This is a genomic window from Streptomyces sp. SM10 (genome assembly GCF_002910915.1).
Taxonomy (GTDB): Bacteria; Actinomycetota; Actinomycetes; order Streptomycetales; family Streptomycetaceae; genus Streptomyces.
On record NZ_NEUF01000126.1, the window covers coordinates 24,748 to 43,232 of the forward strand.

Sequence of the window (18,485 nt, forward strand, 5' to 3'; positions counted from 1 at the left end):
CATCGATGTTACATCGGTTGTGTCACACCGCTGGGGGCTTGATGGCAACGACAGGACAGGGGGCGCACGGCCCGCTGACCGGGGTGCGCGTCGTCGAACTCGCGGGCATCGGCCCCGGGCCGTTCGCCGCGATGCTCCTCGCCGACCTCGGCGCGGACGTGGTGCGCGTCGACCGGCCCGGGGGTTCGGTGATCGGTATCGAGCCGGCCTTCGACCTCACCAACCGCAACAAACGATCGGTCGTCGTCGACCTCAAGGCCGAAGGCGGAGCCGGGCAGGTCCTCGATCTCGTCGAGCGCGCCGACGTGCTCATCGAGGGCTACCGGCCCGGCGTCGCCGAGCGTCTCGGCGTGGGTCCCGGCGCCTGCCTGGAGCGCAACCCCCGGCTCGTCTACGGGCGGATGACCGGATGGGGCCAGGACGGGCCGCTGGCCGACCGGGCGGGACACGACATCGGCTACATCGCCCTGACCGGCACACTGTCCATGATCGGCAGATCCGGCGAACCGCCCACCGTGCCCGCCAACCTGGTCGGCGACTACGCGGGCGGCTCCCTCTACCTCGCCGTCGGCGTACTCGCCGCCCTCCAGCACGCCCGTACGCCGGGCGGGACCGGGCAGGTCGTCGATGCGGCCATCGTCGACGGCGCGGCCCACCTCGCCACGATGATCCACGGCATGCTGGCGGCAGGCAGCTGGCAGGACCGGCGCGGCGCCAACCTCCTCGACGGCGGCTGCCCCTTCTACGGCTCCTACGAGACCTCGGACGGTGGGTACATGGCGGTCGGGGCCCTGGAGCCGCGCTTCTACGAGGAGTTCACCGCGCTCCTCGGCCTCGGGGACGAGGCCCCCGACCGCAACGACCTCGGACGCTGGGAAGAGCTGCGCACCCTGGTCGCCGACCGCTTCAGCACCCGTACCCGCGCCGAATGGACCGAGGTCTTCGAGGGGACGGACGCCTGCGTGGCCCCCGTCCTCTCGCTCCGTGAGGCACCCCGACACCCCCACCTCACCGCCCGCTCCACCTACGTGGACCACAGCGGCCTCACCCAGCCCGCCCCCGCGCCCCGCTTCTCCGCGACCCCCGTCTCGGTGCGCACCGCACCCGCGCTGCCCGGCGCGGACACCGAGTCCGTCGCGGCCGACTGGGACCTGCCGGGCCTGCTGACCACCGGGAAGGAAGCGACCGGCTGATGGAACTCTCCCTGCCGCTGGCCTACTCCGGCGACCCGCGCGCCGCGTGCGACGAGGTCGCCGCGCTCGAATCCGCCGGCCTCGACGCCGTCTGGGTCGCCGAGGCGTACGGCTTCGACTCGCCCACCCTCATGGGGTACCTCGCCGCCCGCACCGAACGCATGAAGATCGGCGCGGCGATCCTCAACGTCTACTCCCGCACCCCCGCCCTCATCGCGCAGACCGGTGCCGGACTCGACGCCGTGTCCGGCGGCCGCGCCCTGGTCGGACTCGGCGCCTCGGGCCCGCAGGTCGTGGAGGGCTGGCACGGCAGGCCCTACGACAGGCCGCTCGGCCGGACGCGTGAGACCGTCGAGCTCTGCCGCCGGATCTGGCGCCGCGAGGTCATCGACCACCACGGCATCACCGACATGCCGCTGCCGAAGGAGAAGGGCGGCAAGCTCGGCAAGCCGCTGAAGATCCTCACCCGGCCGGTCCGCGACACCATCCCCCTCTACGTCGCCTCCCTCGGCCCCGCCAACGTCCGGCTCACCGCCGAGATCGCCGACGGCTGGCTGCCCACCCTCTACATCCCGGAGAAGGCACAGCAGGTCTGGGGCACCGCCCTGGCCGAGGGGACGGCGAAGCGCGACCCGGCCCTCGGCCCCCTGCAGACCGTCGCGGGCGGCCTGCTGGCCATCGGCGACGACGCCGCCGCCGTCCGGGACCTCGCCCGCCCGCAGATCGCGCTGTACGTCGGCGGCATGGGCGCGCCCGGCAAGAACTTCTACAACGACCTCGCCGTCGCCTACGGCTACGGGAAGGAGGCCGCCACCATCCAGGAGCTCTACCTCTCCGGGAAGAAGCGGGAGGCCGAGGCCGCCGTACCGGACGAATTCTGCGAGCTCATGACGCTCTGCGGCCCCGAGGGGTACGTGCGCGAACGGCTCGACGCCTTCCGTGAGGCCGGGGTCACCATGCTCAACGTGACGCCCGTCGGCCCCGAGCCGGCGCGGCTGATCTCCACCGTCAAGAACTGGCTCCAGGGGGCTTGAAGTGCAGCGGCAGATCTTCACCGACGAGCACGAGGCGTTCCGCGGGACCGTCCGCACCTTCCTGGCCAAGGAGGTCCTCCCGCACTACGAGCAGTGGGAGGAGGACGGCATCGTCCCGCGCGAGGCGTGGCTCGCGGCCGGCCGCCAGGGGCTGCTAGGCCTCGCCGTACCCGAGGAGTACGGGGGCGGGGGCAACACCGACTTCCGCTACAGCGCCGTCCTCGCCGAGGAGTTCACACGGGCCGGGGTCTCCGGGCTCGCTCTCGGCCTGCACAACGACATCATCGGCCCCTACCTCACCGGGCTCGCCACCGAGGAGCAGAAGCGCCGCTGGCTGCCCGGCTTCTGCAGCGGCGAGACCATCACCGCCATCGCCATGACGGAACCCGGCGCGGGCTCCGACCTCCAGGGCGTCCGCACGTCCGCCGAGGACAAGGGCGACCACTGGCTCCTCAACGGCTCGAAGACCTTCATCTCCAACGGCATCCTCGCCGACCTCGTGATCGTCGTCGCGAAGACCTCGCCCGAGGGAGGGGCGAAGGGGCTGTCGCTGGTCGTCGTCGAGCGGGGCGCCGAGGGCTTCGAACGGGGCCGCAACCTCGACAAGATCGGCCAGAAGTCGCAGGACACCGCCGAACTGTTCTTCAACGACGTACGCGTCCCCAAGGAGAACCTCCTCGGCGAGCTCGACGGCGCCTTCCTCCACCTCATGACCAACCTGGCCCAGGAACGGATGGGGATAGCGGTCGCCGGCATCGCCGCCGCCGAACACCTCGTGGAGATCACCACCCGGTACGTCAAGGAGCGTGAGGCCTTCGGGCGCCCGCTCTCCAAGCTCCAGCACATCCGCTTCGAGATCGCCGAGATGGCCACCGAGTGCGCCGTCACCCGTGCTTTCCTCGACCGGTGCATCGTGGACCACTCCGAGGGCACCCTCGACGCCGTCCACGCCTCCATGGCCAAGTGGTGGGCCACCGAGCTGCAGAAGCGGGTCGCCGACCGCTGCCTCCAACTCCACGGCGGATACGGATACATGACGGATTACCGGGTCGCCAAGGCCTTCACCGACGGCCGTATCCAGACCATCTACGGCGGGACGACCGAGATCATGAAGGAGATCATCGGCCGTTCGCTGCTCGCCTGACCTCCCGTTGCACAACCACCCCGAAAGGCTGCTGTCTTGAGTACCGAAGCGTACGTCTACGACGCGATCCGCACTCCGCGCGGCCGAGGCAAGGCCAACGGCGCCCTGCACGGCACCAAGCCGATCGACCTCGTCGTCGGCCTCATCCACGAGATCCGTGACCGGTTCCCCGGCCTCGACCCGGCGGCCATCGACGACATCGTGCTCGGTGTCGTCAGCCCGCTCGGCGACCAGGGCTCCGACATCGCCCGGATCGCCGCGATCGCCGCGGGGCTCCCCGACTCCGTGGCCGGGGTGCAGGAGAACCGCTTCTGCGCGTCGGGTCTCGAAGCCGTCAACCTGGCCGCCGCCAAGGTCCGTTCGGGATGGGAGGACCTCGTCCTGGCCGGCGGCGTCGAGTCGATGTCCCGCGTACCGATGGGCTCCGACGGCGGTGCGTGGGCCATGGACCCGATGACCAGCTTCGAGACCGGCTTCGCCCCGCAGGGCATCGGGGCCGACCTCATCGCCACCGTCGAGGGCTTCTCGCGCCGGGACGTCGACGAGTACGCCGCCCTCTCCCAGGAGCGCGCCGCCATCGCCTGGAAGGAGGAGCGCTTCGCGCGCTCCGTCGTCCCCGTAAGGGACCGCAACGGCCTGCTCGTCCTCGACCACGACGAGCACATGCGCCCCGGCACCACCGCCGACTCCCTCGCCTCCCTCAAGCCCTCGTTCGCCACGATCGGCGAGATGGGCGGCTTCGACGCGGTGGCCCTCCAGAAGTACCACTGGGTCGAGAAGATCGACCACGTCCACCACGCGGGCAACTCCTCCGGCATCGTGGACGGTGCCGCCCTCGTCGCGATCGGGTCCAAGGAGACCGGCGAGCGCTTCGGCCTCACCCCGCGCGCCCGGATCGCCTCCGCGGCCGTCTCCGGCTCCGAGCCGACCATCATGCTCACCGGTCCCGCCCCCGCCACCCGCAAGGCGCTGGCCAAGGCCGGACTCACCATCGACGACATCGACCTCGTCGAGATCAACGAGGCCTTCGCCGGAGTCGTCCTGCGCTTCGTCAAGGACATGGGCCTCTCCCTCGACAAGGTCAACGTCAACGGCGGCGCGATCGCGCTCGGACACCCGCTCGGCGCCACCGGCGCCATGATCCTCGGCACGCTCATCGACGAGCTGGAGCGCCAGGACAAGCGCTACGGACTCGCCACCCTCTGCGTCGGGGGCGGCATGGGCGTCGCCACCGTCATCGAGCGTCTCTGACCGTCCCCGGCCCCCCTGCTTACGGAGAAGACAGCAATGACCGAGAGCACGACCATCCGCTGGGAACAGGACGAGACCGGCGTCGTCACCCTCGTACTCGACGACCCCGCCCAGTCCGCCAACACGATGAACCAGGCCTTCCGCGACTCCATCGAGGCCGTCGCCGACCGTGCGGAGGCCGAGCAGGAATCCATCCGCGGCATCATCTACACCTCCGCCAAGAAGACCTTCTTCGCCGGCGGCGACCTCAAGGACATGATCCGGATCGGTCCGGACAACGCCCACCACGCCTTCGAGGCAGGCACCTCGATCAAGCGGTCGCTGCGCCGCATCGAGACCCTGGGCAAGCCGGTCGTCGCCGCCATCAACGGCGCCGCGCTCGGCGGCGGTTACGAGATCGCGCTCGCCGCCCACCACCGCGTCGCCCTCGACGCCCCCGGATCCCGGATCGGCCTGCCCGAGGTGACCCTCGGCCTGCTCCCCGCCGGCGGCGGAGTCACCCGCACCGTACGGCTGATGGGCATCGCCGACGCCCTGCTGAAGGTCCTTCTCCAGGGCACCCAGTACACCCCGCGGCGGGCGCTCGACAACGGTCTGATCCACGAGGTCGCCGCCACCCGCGAGGAGATGCTCGACAAGGCCCGCGCCTTCGTCGACGCCCACCCCGAGTCGCAGCAGCCCTGGGACGTCAAGGGCTACCGCATCCCCGGCGGGACCCCGTCGAACCCGAAGTTCGCCGCCAACCTGCCGGCCTTCCCCGCCAATCTGAAGAAGCAGCTCGCGGGGGCGCCCATGCCCGCGCCCCGCAACATCATGGCCGCCGCGGTCGAGGGCTCACAGGTCGACTTCGAGACCGCGCAGACCATCGAGGCGCGCTACTTCACCGAGCTGGTCACCGGCCAGGTCGCGAAGAACATGATCCAGGCCTTCTTCTTCGACCTCCAGGCCGTCAACTCCGGCGCCAGCCGCCCGGACGGCGTCCAGGAGCGCCAGGTCCGCAGGGTGGCGGTCCTCGGCGCCGGGATGATGGGCGCCGGCATCGCCTACTCCTGTGCACGCGCCGGTATCGACGTCGTGCTGAAGGACGTCTCCACCGAGGCCGCCGCCAAGGGCAAGGCGTACAGCGAGAAGCTCCTCGCCAAGGCGCTCTCCCGGGGCCGGACGACCGAGGCGAAGCGGGACGAGGTGCTGGCCCGCATCACCCCGACCGGTGACCCCGCCGACCTCGCGGGCTGCGACGCCGTGATCGAGGCGGTCTTCGAGGACACGGCGCTCAAGCACAAGGTGTTCCAGGAGATCCAGGGCGTCATCGAGCCGGACGCGCTGCTCTGCTCCAACACCTCGACGCTGCCCATCACCGTGCTCGCCGAGGGCGTGGAGCGGCCGGTGGACTTCATCGGGCTGCACTTCTTCTCGCCCGTCGACAAGATGCCGCTCGTCGAGATCATCAAGGGCGAGAAGACCGGGGACGAGGCCCTCGCCCGCGCCTTCGACCTGGTGCGCCGGATCAAGAAGACCCCGATCGTCGTCAACGACTCGCGCGGCTTCTTCACCTCGCGCGTCATCGGCCACTTCATCAACGAGGGTGTCGCGATGGTCGGCGAGGGCGTCGAGCCCGCGTCGGTCGAACAGGCGGCGGCGCAGGCGGGGTACCCGGCCAAGGTGCTCTCCCTCATGGACGAACTGACGCTCACCCTGCCGCGCAAGATCCGCAACGAGACCCGGCGCGCCGTCGAGGAGGCGGGCGGCACCTGGAACACGCACCCGGCGGACGCGGTCATCGACCGGATGGTCGACGAGTTCGGGCGGCCCGGGCGCAGCGGCGGAGCGGGCTTCTACGAGTACGGCGAGGACGGCGGGCGCGGCCTGCTGTGGCCGGGGCTCCGTGAGTACTTCACGAAGCCGGGAACCGAGATCCCGTTCGAGGACATGAAGGAGCGGATGCTCTTCTCCGAGGCACTGGACAGCGTCCGCTGCCTGGAGGAGAACGTCCTCATGACCGTCGCCGACGCCAACATCGGCTCCATCATGGGCATCGGCTTCCCCGCGTGGACCGGCGGCGTGCTCCAGTACATCAACGGGTACGAGGGCGGCCTGCCCGGCTTCGTGGCGCGGGCCCGGCAGCTCGCCGAGCGCTACGGCGACCGCTTCCTGCCGTCCGCTCTCCTGCTGGAGAAGGCGGAGAAGGGCGAGACCTTCCACGACTGACGGCACCCGTGCGGGCCGTGTTCACTCCTGCTCATCGGCGTCGAACGCGGCCCGCAGCTCCTCCTTGAGCGACCTCTGGAAGGCCGTCAGCAGCGCCTGGAGCACCATCGGCTGCATATGGGCGGAGAGCGACTTCATCGCCCTGACGTGTTCCGGGTCCGACTCCCGCTCCCGGTAGGGGTTCCACACCTCGTCCCGGAACAGCCGGGTCAGCTCGTGCGCGGCCGAGCGGGTGTGCTCCAGCAGGACCGTGCGCGCGGCCAGGATCGTCTCGTGCGCGATCGGCACGTCCAGGAGCTCCACCCCGAGCCGCAGCAGCCCCGGGTCCACCGGGAAGGGACTCCCGGGCGTCCCGGGACGCTCCAGCACGCCCATGGCAGCGAGCCGGTCGACGTCCTGCTCGCTGAGGGGCCGGCCCGCGCGCCGCTCCAGTTCGGCGCGCTCCATGTCCTCGGCCGAGTCCGGGGCCCAGGACGCCACCAGGGCGCGGTGGATCGCCAGGTCCTGCGCGCTCAGGTCGGGCGGCAGCTGCTGGAGATAGCGCTCGATGGCCGCCAGCGTCATGCCCTGGTGCTGCAGTTCCTCGATGAGGGCCAGCCGGGAGAGATGGTCATGCCCGTAGTGCCCGACCCGCCGGGGCCCGATCACCGGGGGCGGCAGCAGGCCTCTGGTGCTGTAGAAGCGCACGGTGCGCACGGTGACGCCCGCACGTGCCGCCAGTTCGTCGACGGTCAGCGTCGGTTCGTCGGTCCCGGTCGCCATGTCCGCTCCTCGTTGCTGGGCCCGTGCCGGGGTCTGGGCCCGTGCCGGGCCTGCGCCCCCATCAGATGCAACAGTATTGCTGTCTCACCACTGTTGTGAAAGTGTCCGGCACCATCGAAGCGCAGTCCCGCCCCGGTACGGACCCGCACGGCCCGGCCGAACGGACAGGAGGCGGCCGTGACCACGATCCTGCGACTTCCACCCGGGACCGCACCTGGCGGGAGATCCGCGCCGAGGACCCGCTGACGGTCGTCTGCACCTCGGGCACCACCGGCGACCCGAAGGCCGTCCCGGTCACCCGCCGGAGCGTCGTGGTCAACGCCCCGCTCGTGCTCGACACGGAGAAGGCGCCCGCCTGGGCCGCGGCATCGAGGGCGCCCCGCTCACCCATCCCGAGGCCGGACTCGAACGTCGCCACCACCGTCGGCCCCGCGATCCCGCCAGACTCGCGATCAAGAGTCCGTCGGCATCCGAGGGTGGATCCGCCCGGCACTCCTGTTCGTCCGCCGGGTGTCACGACCGGATGCGCGACATCCGCTCCGGACGCGCCTGATGTCACTGTGCCGCTGTGGACGTGACGGGTGGACAGGCCCGGCCCTGGCCTATGAAGCGAGCACACAGGGAACACCAGTCGTCCACGGCTGTGGCCAGGTCCGGGACCGCGGCCCGCACAGCGGAGGCGGTTCGGTCGAGTGTGCCGCCGTCCGGGACGAAGCAGCGCACGATCCAGGTGTCGCGCCGGAGTGTCGTCCACCATGAGTGAAGCCGCAGGTTGACGGCTGACGTGCCGTCGAACCACCACATGTCGGCGGGGCCGGTCGCTTCGTGTGCGCGAGGCGGCAGGTGCTCCTCGGCCACTGAGGGATCCACTCCGACGCCGGTGGTGGTTCGCAGGACGAGGTGAGGCCACCGGTACACGCCTGCCAACAGCGCGTCGGCCTCCAGCCGCTGATCGATGCTCCTGTTGATCACTCTGTGCGCCAGTCCGGGCACGGGCATCGCGGTGCGGCCGTCCGCGAGCACAGCCACACGGCGGGTCCAGCAGCCGTCAAGGATCCCGGAGAAGGCCAGGCCGTGGGATGTCCGGTGGGCGGTCGGATGCCCGAACAGGCCGTATTCGTGGTCGTCGTCGCCTCGCGGTGAGTAGCACAGACCGCCGTACCGCTCCTCGAACCGGATCATCGCGTCCACGATGTCGGGATCCGGGGAATGCTCGCAGCCTGCGTCGTCGACAACCGTGGCGTACCGCCTGATCCGATCGGGAGGCGTAGGCGCGTATCGACGCGCTCGTGGTACCAGGAAGTCGCGGAGTCGGGGTGACACGGTGAGGTCATCAAGAATGTGTATGCCGCACATGCTACGCGTATACGGGGCCAGGGCCGAACGACGGGCCGTTGTTGGCGAACGTCGTGGGGCAGCGGGGGATACGCACCGGCAGCAAGGGCGTGCCCGTCCGCTACGAGGCGATCGACGAGGGGCTGCGGAAGGTGGCGGTGCGTGCCGCCGAGCTGGGCGCGTCCGTCCACATGCCGAGGATCGGCTGCGGGCTGGCGGGCGGCACCTGGTCCAGGGTCGAACCCCTCGTCACCGAGCGGCTCGTGGGCCGGGGCATCGGTGTGACGGTGTACGACTACGGATGAGGGCCGCCCGGGGCACCCTCAGAGGCCATGGCTCCGGCCGATGATGTCGCACTGGATCTCGCTCGTCCCGCTGTGGACCGTCGACACGACGACCCCCCGCAGCCGGCGCTCCATGCCGTGCTCGGTCGCGTAGCCGCCCATCATCTGCATGCCCTCCAGCGCCGTGTGCCTGGCCTTCCCGGTGGCCGGCCAAGCTCTGCCGCCGTGCCTGGAACGAGCCGGCGGGGCGGCCGGACTGCCGCCAGGAATACCCTCAGGACGCGAGAGGCAAAGAGACACATCGGGTAACACTGTTGCGCGGTCGGTATGGTTGAGTGAGTGCACCGAACGGGGAGGGCTCATGGCGGCACCTGACACCGGCGAGGCGTTGCTGGCCAGGGCGCTCGTCGAGACACCGTCGTCCGACGCGCTGAGCGAGCAGATCCTGGATGCGGCGCGTGAGCAGTTCATGACGTTCGGGCTGCGCCGCTCGACCGTCGACGACGTGGCCAAGCGGGCCAAGGTCTCGCGGGTCACGGTGTACCGGCGGATCGGCAACAAGGACAGCCTGGTCTCCGCCTGCCTCCTGCGGGAGTACCGCAGATTCGTCGCGGACGTCGACGAGGCGGTGGCCCCGCTGCCCACCATCGAGGACCGGCTCGTCGCGGGCTTCGTCGCCGTCCTCAAGCACATCCGTGAACACCCGCTGGTGGGTGGGCTGCTGAGGCTGGAGCCTGAGATCATGCTCCCCTTCCTCACGCTGGAGAGCGGCCCCGCCTTCCTCGCCATGCGGGAGTACCTCTCGGACCGGCTCCGCCACGCGCAGCGCGCGGAAGGGCTCCCGGAGACGGACCCGACACCGGTCGCCGAGCTGATGGTCCGGATCACCGTCTCCTTCCTTCTCAATCCGGTCAGCTGCTTCGAGCTGGACGACGACGAGCAGGTGGGTGCCTTCGCCCGCCGCTGTCTGGTGCCCCTGCTCGGCGTCGGGTGACCGCGCTCGGAACCGGGCGTGCAGCTTCCTGTCGGACTCGACCGCCCGCGCGGCCCGGCCCAGGCCGGCGCTCCTGGCCCGCGCCACCGGGGGGTGGATGTCGTCGAGGCTGCGCTCCGGGCGGTCGGTCCGGGTCGTCATGGCTTCTCCAGGGGGAGGGGCAGGGGCTCCAGCGGACGGCTCTGCGCCCAGTGCGGACCGAGATCGTCGAGCCGGTATCCGAAGGGGTAGCTGCGGAGCCGTGGGCGGGAGGGCAGCCACCGGGGCCGGGCCGGCAGCAGGCGTACGCCGCGCGACCTGGCGCGCACCACGCGGACGGCGGCCTCGCGCACCCACCGGGGCTGTGCCGGGAAACCCAGCGCCCGCAGTAACGGCTCGTCCAGCAGCGCGAGGGAGAGCCTGGCGATCAGGGGGCGCAGCGGGGCCGGGTACCACGCGGCCATGACACGGAAGGTGGCGTTGGCGACACGGCGGTTCGCCGGGTCGTACGCGAACATCCGCGCCTCGTAGGAGTCGAGCAGCTCCTCGAACTCCTCGTACGTGCCGGGAGCGCCCTCGATGCCCATCAGGTCGGCCATCCGCCGCCCCACTTCCGCGAGCGCCGCCGTTTCCTGGGCGCAGAGGGGCCGCCAGCCGAAGCGGTCGATCCACCGCTTGGGGCCGACGACCGTGGTGGCCAGCACGTAGAGGTAGTCCTCGTTGGGGATGCGGTACTTCCCGTGGATGCGGTTGAGATGGCGGGCTGCTGCGTGGGCCCGCTCCGAATCGAATCCCTCGGCGGCCATCTCGTATCCGAACAGGACGGTGTCGTCGTAGCGCTTCTGGCCGTTGCGTTCGAACTCCTGGGTGCGGTCGAGCAGTACGGAGATGCGCGGCACGCCGTAGTCGCGCAGGAACGCGACGCTGACGCCCTGCCGGTAGTCCCAGGGGAACTCGTACTGGGACATCAGCCGGAGTATCTCGGCGTAGTCGCGAGAGGGATCCATCCGGCGGATCTCGCGCAGTCGGCTGTAGCGGCCCATGCTGTGCGACCTCCTCTGTGGTGGGGACGGGCTTTCTCCGTGCCGGGGGTCGCGGCGAGGCCGCGGGGGTGGCCACGGCCGGTAGCGACGAGGGTCCGGCCCGGCCTCAGGGCTCAACTCCCCTGTCGCACCAGGCATGTGAAGGCCCTCTCTCCCCAAGAGAGTCAAAGTTACAAATACTATTGACTTGTTTCACCAGGTGCGTCAACCGTGCCGACACAGATAGGCGTCACCGGGGTGATCGCATAATGGAACACACACGGGCCCGGCACCGTCCGAGCACTCGCCGATCCCCGGGAGCACCCGCATGACCCATGCAGCAGAGCCCTCACCGCCCCCGCCCGGCGGTGTCCTGTGGACCCTCGCCGGCGACATCCGCGGACTGCTGATGCTGCCCGCCGCCCTCACCCTCCAGGTCGCCCACCCCGCCGTCGGCGCCGGTGTCGACGACCACTCCGTGTTCCGTACGGACCCCTGGGGGCGCGGCGAGCGCTCCCTGAGGTCGCTCCAGCTCTGGGTGTACGGGGGAGAGGCGGCCGCCGAGGAGGGGCGCAGGCTCCGGAAGCTGCACCGCACCATCCAGGGCACCGACACCCGGGGCCGCAGCTACCACGCGCTCACGCCCGCGAACTACGCGTGGGTGCACGCCACCGGCTTCCCCGTCTACCGGCACGCGTCGCGCTACCTCGTCCGCCCCCTCACCGGCGCCCAGGAGCGCGCCCTGTACCGGGAGTGGCTCCAGGTCGGCCGGATCCTGGGCATCCACGACCGGGACATGCCGCAGACCATCGAGGAGTTCTGGCCCTACTACCGCGCGATGCTCGCCGACGAGGTGGAGGCGACCGTCGTCGTACGGGAGCTGGTGGCCACGGACAGCCCCGTGCCCCCGCCCGACCGGGGGCCCCGTCCCCTGAGGCTGCTCCTGAAGGCGCTGTGGCCGGTGCTTCTCCCGCCACTGGCCCGGTTCCGCGGCTTCATCACCGTCGGGCTGATGCCGCCCGACGCCCGTGAGGCCATCGGGCTCGACTGGACCCCGGAGCAGGAGCGGCGCCTGCGGCGCCTCGGCGCAGTGGTGCGGCGGATCGTGCCGCTGCTCCCGGAGCGGCTGCGCTATCTGCCGAGGGCCAGGGCGGCGCGGGCCGAGTGGCGGGCAGCCCGGGGCGGGCGAGGAGGGGTCGACGCGCCGGGATGAACGGGACGGTCCCGCGGCCGGCGGATCGGGGTGCGGAACCGGAAGGCCTCGGCCTCAGGCAGAGGCCCGGCGGATCAGTCGGGTCGGGGTGACGACGGACTCCGGCCAGGCCCCCGTGCCGCTGTTCAGGCGCTCCATCAGCAGCCGCACCATCAGCCGCCCCATGCCCTCCACGTCCTGACGGATCGTCGTCAGCGGCGGCTCGGTGGCCTCCGCCACCGACGCCATGTCGTCGAATCCGACCACGGCCACGTCCTCCGGCACCCGGACGCCCCTCTCGCGCAGTACCCGCAGCGCACCCGAGGCCATCATGTCGTTGGACACGAAGACGGCGTCCAGGTCGGGGCAGGCGTCCAGCAGCTCGCCCATGGCCCGCGCCCCGCCCTCGACGGTGAAGTCCCCTTCGGCCATCAGCTCCCGCCCCGCGCCCGGCAGCACGTCGTGGTAGCCGCCGATCCGGTCGAGCGCCGAGGTCTGGTCACGGGGACCGGCGATGTGCGCGATGCGACGCCGCCCGAGCGAGACGAGGTGGCTCACGGCCTCGCGGGCGCCCCCGCGGTTGTCGCAGTCGACGTACGGCACCTCCGGCACGTCCCCGGCCTCGGCCGCGGAGCGTTCCGGCCGGCCGCCGTAGACCGTCGGGACACGGAAGCGCCGGATGATCGCGGGCAGTTCGTCGTCGGTGTGCAGCGAGAAGGCGAGCACGCCGTCCACATGGCCACCGGCCAGGTAGCGGGTGACCCGCTCGAAGTCACCGCTCCCCTCCACGAGGAGCAGCACCAGCTGCGCGTCGTGGGCGTTGAGCTCCCGGCTGATCCCGCGGATCTGGCGGGAAAAGAACGGGTCGGAGAAGATCCGGAACTCGGGCTCGTCGATGATCACGGCCACCGCGCCGTTGCGCCGGGTGACCAGTGTCCGTGCCGCGTGGTTCGGGATGTAGCCGAGCTCGTCGACCGCCTTGCGCACCTGGTCCACCAAGGGCTGCCGCACCCCCGCACCGCCGTTGACCACACGGGAGGCCGTCGCCCTGGACACGCCGGCACGGGCCGCCACGGCCTCCAGGGTGGGCCGGACGTCACGCTGCGGATCGGGGATCAGGTCGGGCAAGAGTGCTCCTCGGACACGCGCGCCCCGTCGGGGAACGGCTGGAACTGGCGGGTTCGGCGCGGACGGACCCGCGGGTTCGGCGCGAACGCCGTCAGCCTAACCGCCCGGTCACGGAGCCCGGACGGACGATCCCCCGGGACCGGTGCCATATCGCTGCATATGCGGACAATGCGGAACGGCTTGTTGGTCCCGCGAGACACACGCCGCGTGTGGTACTGCCTACGGAGAGCGAAATTTCGCACTGCGTGAAAGGTGCCATCTGTGTCACACGACGAGCAGGGAACCGGCGGGCGGGGGGACTATCTCCCCGTCACGGCCGAGCTACCCGGCGATCCGCACCATGGCCGGCGCGCCACGACCGACCGGGTGGTCTTCGGCGTCACGGCGGTGCTCACCGTCGCCTTCGTGGTCTGGGGCGCCACAGCCACCGACTCGCTGGAGAGCGCCTCCAGCACGCTGCTCAACGGCCTCATCCACAACGGCGGCTGGGCCTTCATGCTGGCGGCCTCCGGTTTCGTGGTCTTCGCCCTCTGGCTCGCGATCAGCCGCTACGGGAACATCTCGCTCGGTCAGGAGGGCGAGAAGCCCGAGTTCCGTACGATCTCCTGGGTCGCGATGATGTTCAGCGCCGGCATGGGGATCGGCCTGATGTTCTACGGCGTCAGCGAGCCGCTGGCGCACTTCGTCGACCCGCCGCCGGGCACCCGCCCCGAGGACGCCGCCGAGGCGATGCAGACGGCGATGGCGACCACCCTCTTCCACTGGACCCTGCACCCCTGGGCGATCTACGCGGTCGTCGGGCTCGCCATCGCGTACAGCGCCTACCGCAGGCACCGCAGGCAGACGATCAGCTCCGTCTTCGTACCGCTCATCGGGGAGAAGCGCGCCCACGGGACGGCCGGCAGGATCATCGACATCCTCGCCATCTTCGCGACCCTCTTCGGCTCAGCGGCCTCACTCGGGCTCGGCGCGCTCCAGATCGGCAGCGGTTTCCAGGAGCTCAACTGGATGGAGAAGACCGGCACCGGCCTGCTCGTGGCCATCATCGCCGCACTGACGGTCGCCTTCGTCGCCTCCGCCGTCTCCGGGGTCGAGAGGGGCATCCAGTGGCTGTCCAACATCAACATGGTGCTGGCCCTGGTCCTGGTGGTCTTCGTCTTCATCGCGGGACCGACCATCATCGTGCTCGACCTGCTGCCCACCTCCATCGCCGCCTACTTCGGCGACCTCGCCCAGCTCGCCGGGCGCACGGAGGCGACCGGGGAGGGGGACGTGGCCGACTGGCTGGCCAGCTGGACGGTCTTCTACTGGGCGTGGTGGATCTCCTGGACGCCCTTCGTCGGCATGTTCATCGCGCGGATCAGCCGTGGCCGGACGATCCGTCAGTTCGTCGGCGGAGTGATCCTGGTCCCCAGCACGGTCAGCCTGATCTGGTTCGCCGTCTTCGGCGGTTCGGCGATCCGGCTCGAGGAGGCGGGCCGGCTCGGCGACGTGGGGGACACCCCGGAGGCGCAGCTCTTCGGTGTCCTGCAGCAGTTCCCGGTCGCCACACTCATGAGCATCCTGGTGATGGTCCTGGTCGGCATCTTCTTCGTCTCGGGTGCCGACGCCGCGTCGATCGTCATGGGCACGCTCTCCCAGAAGGGTGTCCTCGAACCCGCCAGGTGGGTCGTGATCTTCTGGGGCGTCGTCACCGGCGCCGTGGCGGCCGTCATGCTGCTGATCGGCGACGGCCAGGGCGACGCGCTCGCCGGGCTGCAGAACCTGACCATTCTCGTGGCCGCGCCCTTCACCATCGTCATGATCGGCATGTGTGTGTCCCTGATGAGGGACCTGCGCCAGGACCCGATGATCGTCCGCAGGGAGTTCGGCGTGGAGGCCGTCGAGAGCGCGGTCATCCAGGGGCACGCGAAGTACGACGGGGACTTCGAGATCCGGATCGGACCCGGGCCCGCGGAGGTCACGTCGGACGAGCGCCACAAGCACGATCCCCCGGCCTGACCGGAGCTGCGGCTCAGCCCACCAGCTGGGCCGCAGCCCGCGCACAGCCCCTGGCCACCGTCACCCCGGCACCGCCGTGGCCGTAGTTGTGCACCAGCAGACCGCCGCCGGGGAGCGGCTCCGCCTCGATCCGCACCCCGGCGTCCCGGGCCGGCCGCAGCCCCACCCGGTGGCTGATGACCCGAGCTCCCGCGACCTCGGGCCGCACCCGCGCACAACGCGCCAGGATCTCCTCGGCCGTCCGGGGATCGGGTGCGGTCCGCGGATCGTCCACCTCCGCCGTGCCGCCCAGCACCAGCCCGCCCGGCTGCGGGAAGAGATACGTCGTGGCGCTCGACGCGGGATCCGCCAGGGTGAACCACTCGTCGACGCCCGGGTTCTCCACCACCACGAGCTGGCCCCTGACCGGCCGCACCCCGGAATCAGGGACCAGTTCGCGGGCACCGAGCCCGGCGCAGTTGACCACCACCGGCGCCTCGGCGGCCGCCTCGGCGAAGCCGGTCACCGCACGCCGCTCGACCACGCCACCTGCCTCGGCCAGCCGGTCCTCCAGCCAGCGCAGATGGGTCGGCATGTCGATCAGCGGCAGCGTCACCCGCAGCCCCCCGGCCACCTCGGTCGCGCCCTCCAGCCGGCGGGCCCACGGGCCGAGCGCCGCCAGGCGCTCGCCCCCGTGCACCCCCGCGACCATGCGCACACCGGTCCGCCCGGGGTCCGCCGACAGCTCCTCGTACACCCGGAGAGTCTCCAGCGACCACCCGCCGACCAGAGCCGCGGGCTCGATCCGGTAGGGCCACCACAGTGCACCCGCCACGGCCGAGGTCGTCGCCGACGCCGGGTCCTTGGACCAGACCCGCACCCGCACACCGCGCTCCGCCAGCAGCAGTGCCGTGGTCAGCCCGCTGACACCGCCACCCACCACGATCGCGTCCGCCACCGCGCTCACCCCAGTCTCCCTGTGCTCCCGCCCCCGTCGTGGGACGGGACCGGCCATCGTCGCATCCGAGGTCCGGGGCGAGGACGGCCCCCGGGAGTCGTTAGGATCGTCACCCTGATGACTGCCACTCTCGTCGCCAAGGAACTCGCCGCCGGTCACGGCGACCGCACACTCTTCGCGGGACTCGACCTCGTGGTCGCGCCCGGCGACGTGATCGGTCTCGTCGGAGCCAACGGCGCGGGCAAATCCTCGCTGCTCCGCCTGCTCGCGGGGCTCGACCGGCCGGAGGAGGGCGAGCTGCGCCTCTCCCCTCCCACCGCCACCGTCGGACACCTTCCGCAGGAGCCCGAGCGCCGGGCGGGGGAGTCCGTACGGGAGTTCCTGGCCCGCCGCACCGGGGTCGCCGACGCCCAGGCCGCGATGGACGCCGCGACCCAGGCCCTGGTCGACGGAGCACCCGGCGCGGACGACGCGTACTCCGAGACGCTGGAGCGCTGGCTCTCCCTCGGCGGCGCCGACCTGGACGAACGTGCCGTGGAGGTCGCCGCCGACCTCGGCCTGACCGTCGGCCTCGACCTCCCGATGACGGCCCTCTCCGGCGGCCAGGCGGCCCGCGCCGGCCTGGCCTCGCTGCTGCTCTCGCGCTACGACGTCTTCCTGCTGGACGAGCCGACCAACGACCTGGACCTCGACGGCCTGGAGCGTCTGGAGCGCTTCGTGTCCGGACTGCGGGCGGGCACGGTCGTGGTCAGCCACGACCGCGAGTTCCTGATGCGCACGGTCACCAAGGTCCTGGAGCTGGATCTCGCCCAGCAGCAGATCAACCTCTACGGCGGCGGCTACGCCTCCTACCTGGAGGAGCGTGAACGCGCCCGTACGCATGCCCGCGAGGAGTTCGAGGAGTACGCCGACAAGCGCTCCGCACTCGAGGGCCGGGCCCAGATGCAGCGCGGCTGGATGGACAAGGGCGTCAAGAACGCCCGCCGCAAGGCCACCGACAACGACAAGATCGGCCGTAAGTTCCGCAGCGAGGCCAGCGAGAAGCAGGCCGCGAAGGCGAAACAGACGCAGCGCATGATCGAGCGCCTCGACGTCGTCGAGGAGCCCCGCAAGGAGTGGGAGCTGCGGATGGAGATCGCCTCCGCACCGCGCTCCGGCTCCGTCGTGGCCACGCTGCGCGATGCCGCCGTGGTCCGGGGCGGCTTCTCCTTCGGCCCGGCCACCCTTCAGGTGGACTGGGCGGACCGGGTCGCCATCACCGGCGCCAACGGCGCCGGCAAGTCCACCCTGCTCGCCGCTCTGCTCGGCCGGCTTCCGCTCGACGCGGGCCACGCCTCGCTCGGCTCGGGCGTGGTGGTGGGCGAGGTCGACCAGGCACGCAAGCTGTTCCACGGCACGGAGAGCCTGCTGGACGCCTTCTGTGCCGCGGTCCCCGACACCGAGCCCGCCGAGGTGCGCACCCTGCTCGCCAAGTTCGGCCTGCGCGCCGCCCATGTGCTGCGCCCCGCCACCACGCTCTCGCCCGGCGAGCGCACCCGGGCCGGCCTCGCCCTCCTCCAGGGCAGGGGCGTCAACCTGCTGGTCCTGGACGAGCCGACGAACCACCTGGACCTTCCGGCGATCGAACAGCTGGAGGCTGCGCTGGAGGCGTACAGCGGGACGCTGCTGCTGGTCACGCACGACCGGCGGATGCTGGAGGCGGTCCGCACGACCCGCCGGGTCGAGGTCGCCGACGGCAAGGTCACCGAGTCCGACTGACACGAACGCCTGCCCGCCCCGGGAACGGGACGGGCAGGCGTCAGGTGTACCGGGCGCCTCAGTCGACGTAGCCGATGTCGGACGAGGAGCAGAGGCAGTTCGTGCTGTCGGCGCCCGAACCGATCTTGCTGGGCGCGCCGCTCGTCTGGTGCTCTCCGTCTCGACCCTCTGGATCAGGAGGTCGACCGCCGTCCGCCCGGCCGGAGCCGTGGGCATGGCGACCATGGTCAGCCGCGGCCGGTTCAGCCGTCCTGTCACGGTGT

15 protein-coding genes and 2 pseudogenes are annotated in these 18,485 nt (G+C 71.2%); 11 read left to right on the forward strand and 6 right to left on the reverse strand.

The features are described from left to right. Positions 1-41 precede the first annotated feature (41 nt). From B9S57_RS20030 to B9S57_RS20050, 5 genes are read left to right on the forward strand one after another with little or no spacing between them, the layout of a single operon-like run. On the forward strand, positions 42-1,193 hold the full coding sequence (locus B9S57_RS20030; RefSeq protein WP_103516930.1) for a CaiB/BaiF CoA-transferase family protein: 1,152 nt from the start codon (positions 42-44) through the stop codon (positions 1,191-1,193). After that, positions 1,193-2,227, forward strand: a complete 1,035-nt coding sequence (locus B9S57_RS20035; RefSeq protein WP_103516931.1) for an LLM class F420-dependent oxidoreductase — start codon at positions 1,193-1,195, stop codon at positions 2,225-2,227. Before B9S57_RS20030 ends, B9S57_RS20035 begins: the two co-directional genes overlap by 1 nt. 1 nt (position 2,228) lies before the next feature. Next, complete coding sequence (locus B9S57_RS20040; protein WP_103516932.1) at positions 2,229-3,371, forward strand: acyl-CoA dehydrogenase family protein; 1,143 nt, start codon at positions 2,229-2,231, stop codon at positions 3,369-3,371. 36 nt (positions 3,372-3,407) lie between these two features. Next, positions 3,408-4,622: an acetyl-CoA C-acetyltransferase gene (locus tag B9S57_RS20045; RefSeq protein ID WP_103516933.1), complete on the forward strand. Its 1,215-nt coding sequence runs from the start codon at positions 3,408-3,410 to the stop codon at positions 4,620-4,622. A gap of 36 nt (positions 4,623-4,658) precedes the next feature. Then, entirely contained in the window at positions 4,659-6,830 is a 2,172-nt protein-coding gene (locus B9S57_RS20050; protein WP_103516934.1) for a 3-hydroxyacyl-CoA dehydrogenase NAD-binding domain-containing protein, read from the forward strand. Positions 6,831-6,851: 21 nt separating this feature from the next. Here B9S57_RS20050 and B9S57_RS20055 read toward each other — a convergent pair whose 3' ends face one another. Further along, complete coding sequence (locus B9S57_RS20055; protein ID WP_103516935.1) at positions 6,852-7,592, reverse strand: MerR family transcriptional regulator; 741 nt, start codon at positions 7,590-7,592, stop codon at positions 6,852-6,854. A 65-nt stretch (positions 7,593-7,657) separates the two neighbouring features. Here B9S57_RS20055 and B9S57_RS36450 point away from each other — a divergent pair, with 65 nt between their 5' ends. After that, positions 7,658-8,170 carry an AMP-binding protein gene (locus tag B9S57_RS36450; RefSeq protein ID WP_374935968.1) on the forward strand — a complete coding sequence of 171 codons (513 nt, stop codon included), beginning with the start codon at positions 7,658-7,660 and terminating at the stop codon, positions 8,168-8,170. Here B9S57_RS36450 and B9S57_RS20065 read toward each other — a convergent pair. Further along, a complete protein-coding gene (locus B9S57_RS20065; protein WP_146057777.1) occupies positions 8,148-8,774 on the reverse strand; it encodes a hypothetical protein in 627 nt (208 codons plus the stop codon). The genes B9S57_RS36450 and B9S57_RS20065 overlap by 23 nt on opposite strands. Positions 8,775-8,989: 215 nt before the next feature. On the opposite strand from B9S57_RS20065, the pseudogene B9S57_RS20070 reads away from it, so the two are divergent. Next, a pseudogene (locus tag B9S57_RS20070) lies at positions 8,990-9,232 on the forward strand (Appr-1-p processing protein); the annotation flags it as partial. 18 nt (positions 9,233-9,250) lie between these two features. Here B9S57_RS20070 and B9S57_RS36455 read toward each other — a convergent pair. After that, positions 9,251-9,400: pseudogene (locus tag B9S57_RS36455) on the reverse strand (acyl-CoA dehydrogenase family protein); the annotation flags it as partial. A 172-nt stretch (positions 9,401-9,572) separates the two neighbouring features. Between B9S57_RS36455 and B9S57_RS20080 the strand changes: the two are divergent. Next, on the forward strand, positions 9,573-10,205 hold the full coding sequence (locus B9S57_RS20080; protein ID WP_103516948.1) for a TetR/AcrR family transcriptional regulator: 633 nt from the start codon (positions 9,573-9,575) through the stop codon (positions 10,203-10,205). 137 nt (positions 10,206-10,342) lie between these two features. On the opposite strand, the gene B9S57_RS20085 is transcribed toward B9S57_RS20080, so the two are convergent. Beyond that, complete coding sequence (locus tag B9S57_RS20085; protein ID WP_103516940.1) at positions 10,343-11,227, reverse strand: oxygenase MpaB family protein; 885 nt, start codon at positions 11,225-11,227, stop codon at positions 10,343-10,345. A gap of 307 nt (positions 11,228-11,534) precedes the next feature. Here B9S57_RS20085 and B9S57_RS20090 point away from each other — a divergent pair, with 307 nt between their 5' ends. Continuing rightward, positions 11,535-12,419, forward strand: a complete 885-nt coding sequence (locus B9S57_RS20090; protein WP_103516941.1) for an oxygenase MpaB family protein — start codon at positions 11,535-11,537, stop codon at positions 12,417-12,419. A gap of 54 nt (positions 12,420-12,473) precedes the next feature. Here B9S57_RS20090 and B9S57_RS20095 read toward each other — a convergent pair whose 3' ends face one another. Further along, entirely contained in the window at positions 12,474-13,526 is a 1,053-nt protein-coding gene (locus B9S57_RS20095) for a LacI family DNA-binding transcriptional regulator (RefSeq protein ID WP_103516942.1), read from the reverse strand. A 261-nt stretch (positions 13,527-13,787) separates the two neighbouring features. Between B9S57_RS20095 and B9S57_RS20100 the strand changes: the two genes are divergently transcribed. Continuing rightward, complete coding sequence (locus B9S57_RS20100; protein WP_103516943.1) at positions 13,788-15,527, forward strand: BCCT family transporter; 1,740 nt, start codon at positions 13,788-13,790, stop codon at positions 15,525-15,527. 13 nt (positions 15,528-15,540) lie between these two features. On the opposite strand, the gene B9S57_RS20105 is transcribed toward B9S57_RS20100, so the two are convergent. Further along, complete coding sequence (locus B9S57_RS20105) at positions 15,541-16,521, reverse strand: FAD-dependent oxidoreductase (RefSeq protein ID WP_374935967.1); 981 nt, start codon at positions 16,519-16,521, stop codon at positions 15,541-15,543. A gap of 60 nt (positions 16,522-16,581) precedes the next feature. Between B9S57_RS20105 and B9S57_RS20110 the strand changes: the two genes are divergently transcribed. Further along, positions 16,582-18,222 carry an ABC-F family ATP-binding cassette domain-containing protein gene (locus tag B9S57_RS20110; protein WP_103516945.1) on the forward strand — a complete coding sequence of 547 codons (1,641 nt, stop codon included), beginning with the start codon at positions 16,582-16,584 and terminating at the stop codon, positions 18,220-18,222. Positions 18,223-18,485: the final 263 nt, after the last annotated feature.

Bases quoted from the DNA above. Each gene is read 5' to 3' on its own strand.
- B9S57_RS20030 (WP_103516930.1), top strand. From the start codon at position 42: ATGGCAACGACAGGACAGGGGGCGCACGGCCCGCTGACCGGGGTGCGC.
- B9S57_RS20035 (WP_103516931.1), top strand. From the start codon at position 1,193: ATGGAACTCTCCCTGCCGCTGGCCTACTCCGGCGACCCGCGCGCCGCG.
- B9S57_RS20050 (WP_103516934.1), top strand. From the start codon at position 4,659: ATGACCGAGAGCACGACCATCCGCTGGGAACAGGACGAGACCGGCGTC.
- B9S57_RS20055 (WP_103516935.1), bottom strand. From the start codon at position 7,592: ATGGCGACCGGGACCGACGAACCGACGCTGACCGTCGACGAACTGGCG.
- B9S57_RS36450 (WP_374935968.1), top strand. From the start codon at position 7,658: ATGCAACAGTATTGCTGTCTCACCACTGTTGTGAAAGTGTCCGGCACC.
- B9S57_RS20065 (WP_146057777.1), bottom strand. From the start codon at position 8,774: ATGATCCGGTTCGAGGAGCGGTACGGCGGTCTGTGCTACTCACCGCGA.
- B9S57_RS20080 (WP_103516948.1), top strand. From the start codon at position 9,573: ATGGCGGCACCTGACACCGGCGAGGCGTTGCTGGCCAGGGCGCTCGTC.
- B9S57_RS20085 (WP_103516940.1), bottom strand. From the start codon at position 11,227: ATGGGCCGCTACAGCCGACTGCGCGAGATCCGCCGGATGGATCCCTCT.
- B9S57_RS20090 (WP_103516941.1), top strand. From the start codon at position 11,535: ATGACCCATGCAGCAGAGCCCTCACCGCCCCCGCCCGGCGGTGTCCTG.
- B9S57_RS20105 (WP_374935967.1), bottom strand. From the start codon at position 16,521: ATGGCCGGTCCCGTCCCACGACGGGGGCGGGAGCACAGGGAGACTGGG.
- B9S57_RS20110 (WP_103516945.1), top strand. From the start codon at position 16,582: ATGACTGCCACTCTCGTCGCCAAGGAACTCGCCGCCGGTCACGGCGAC.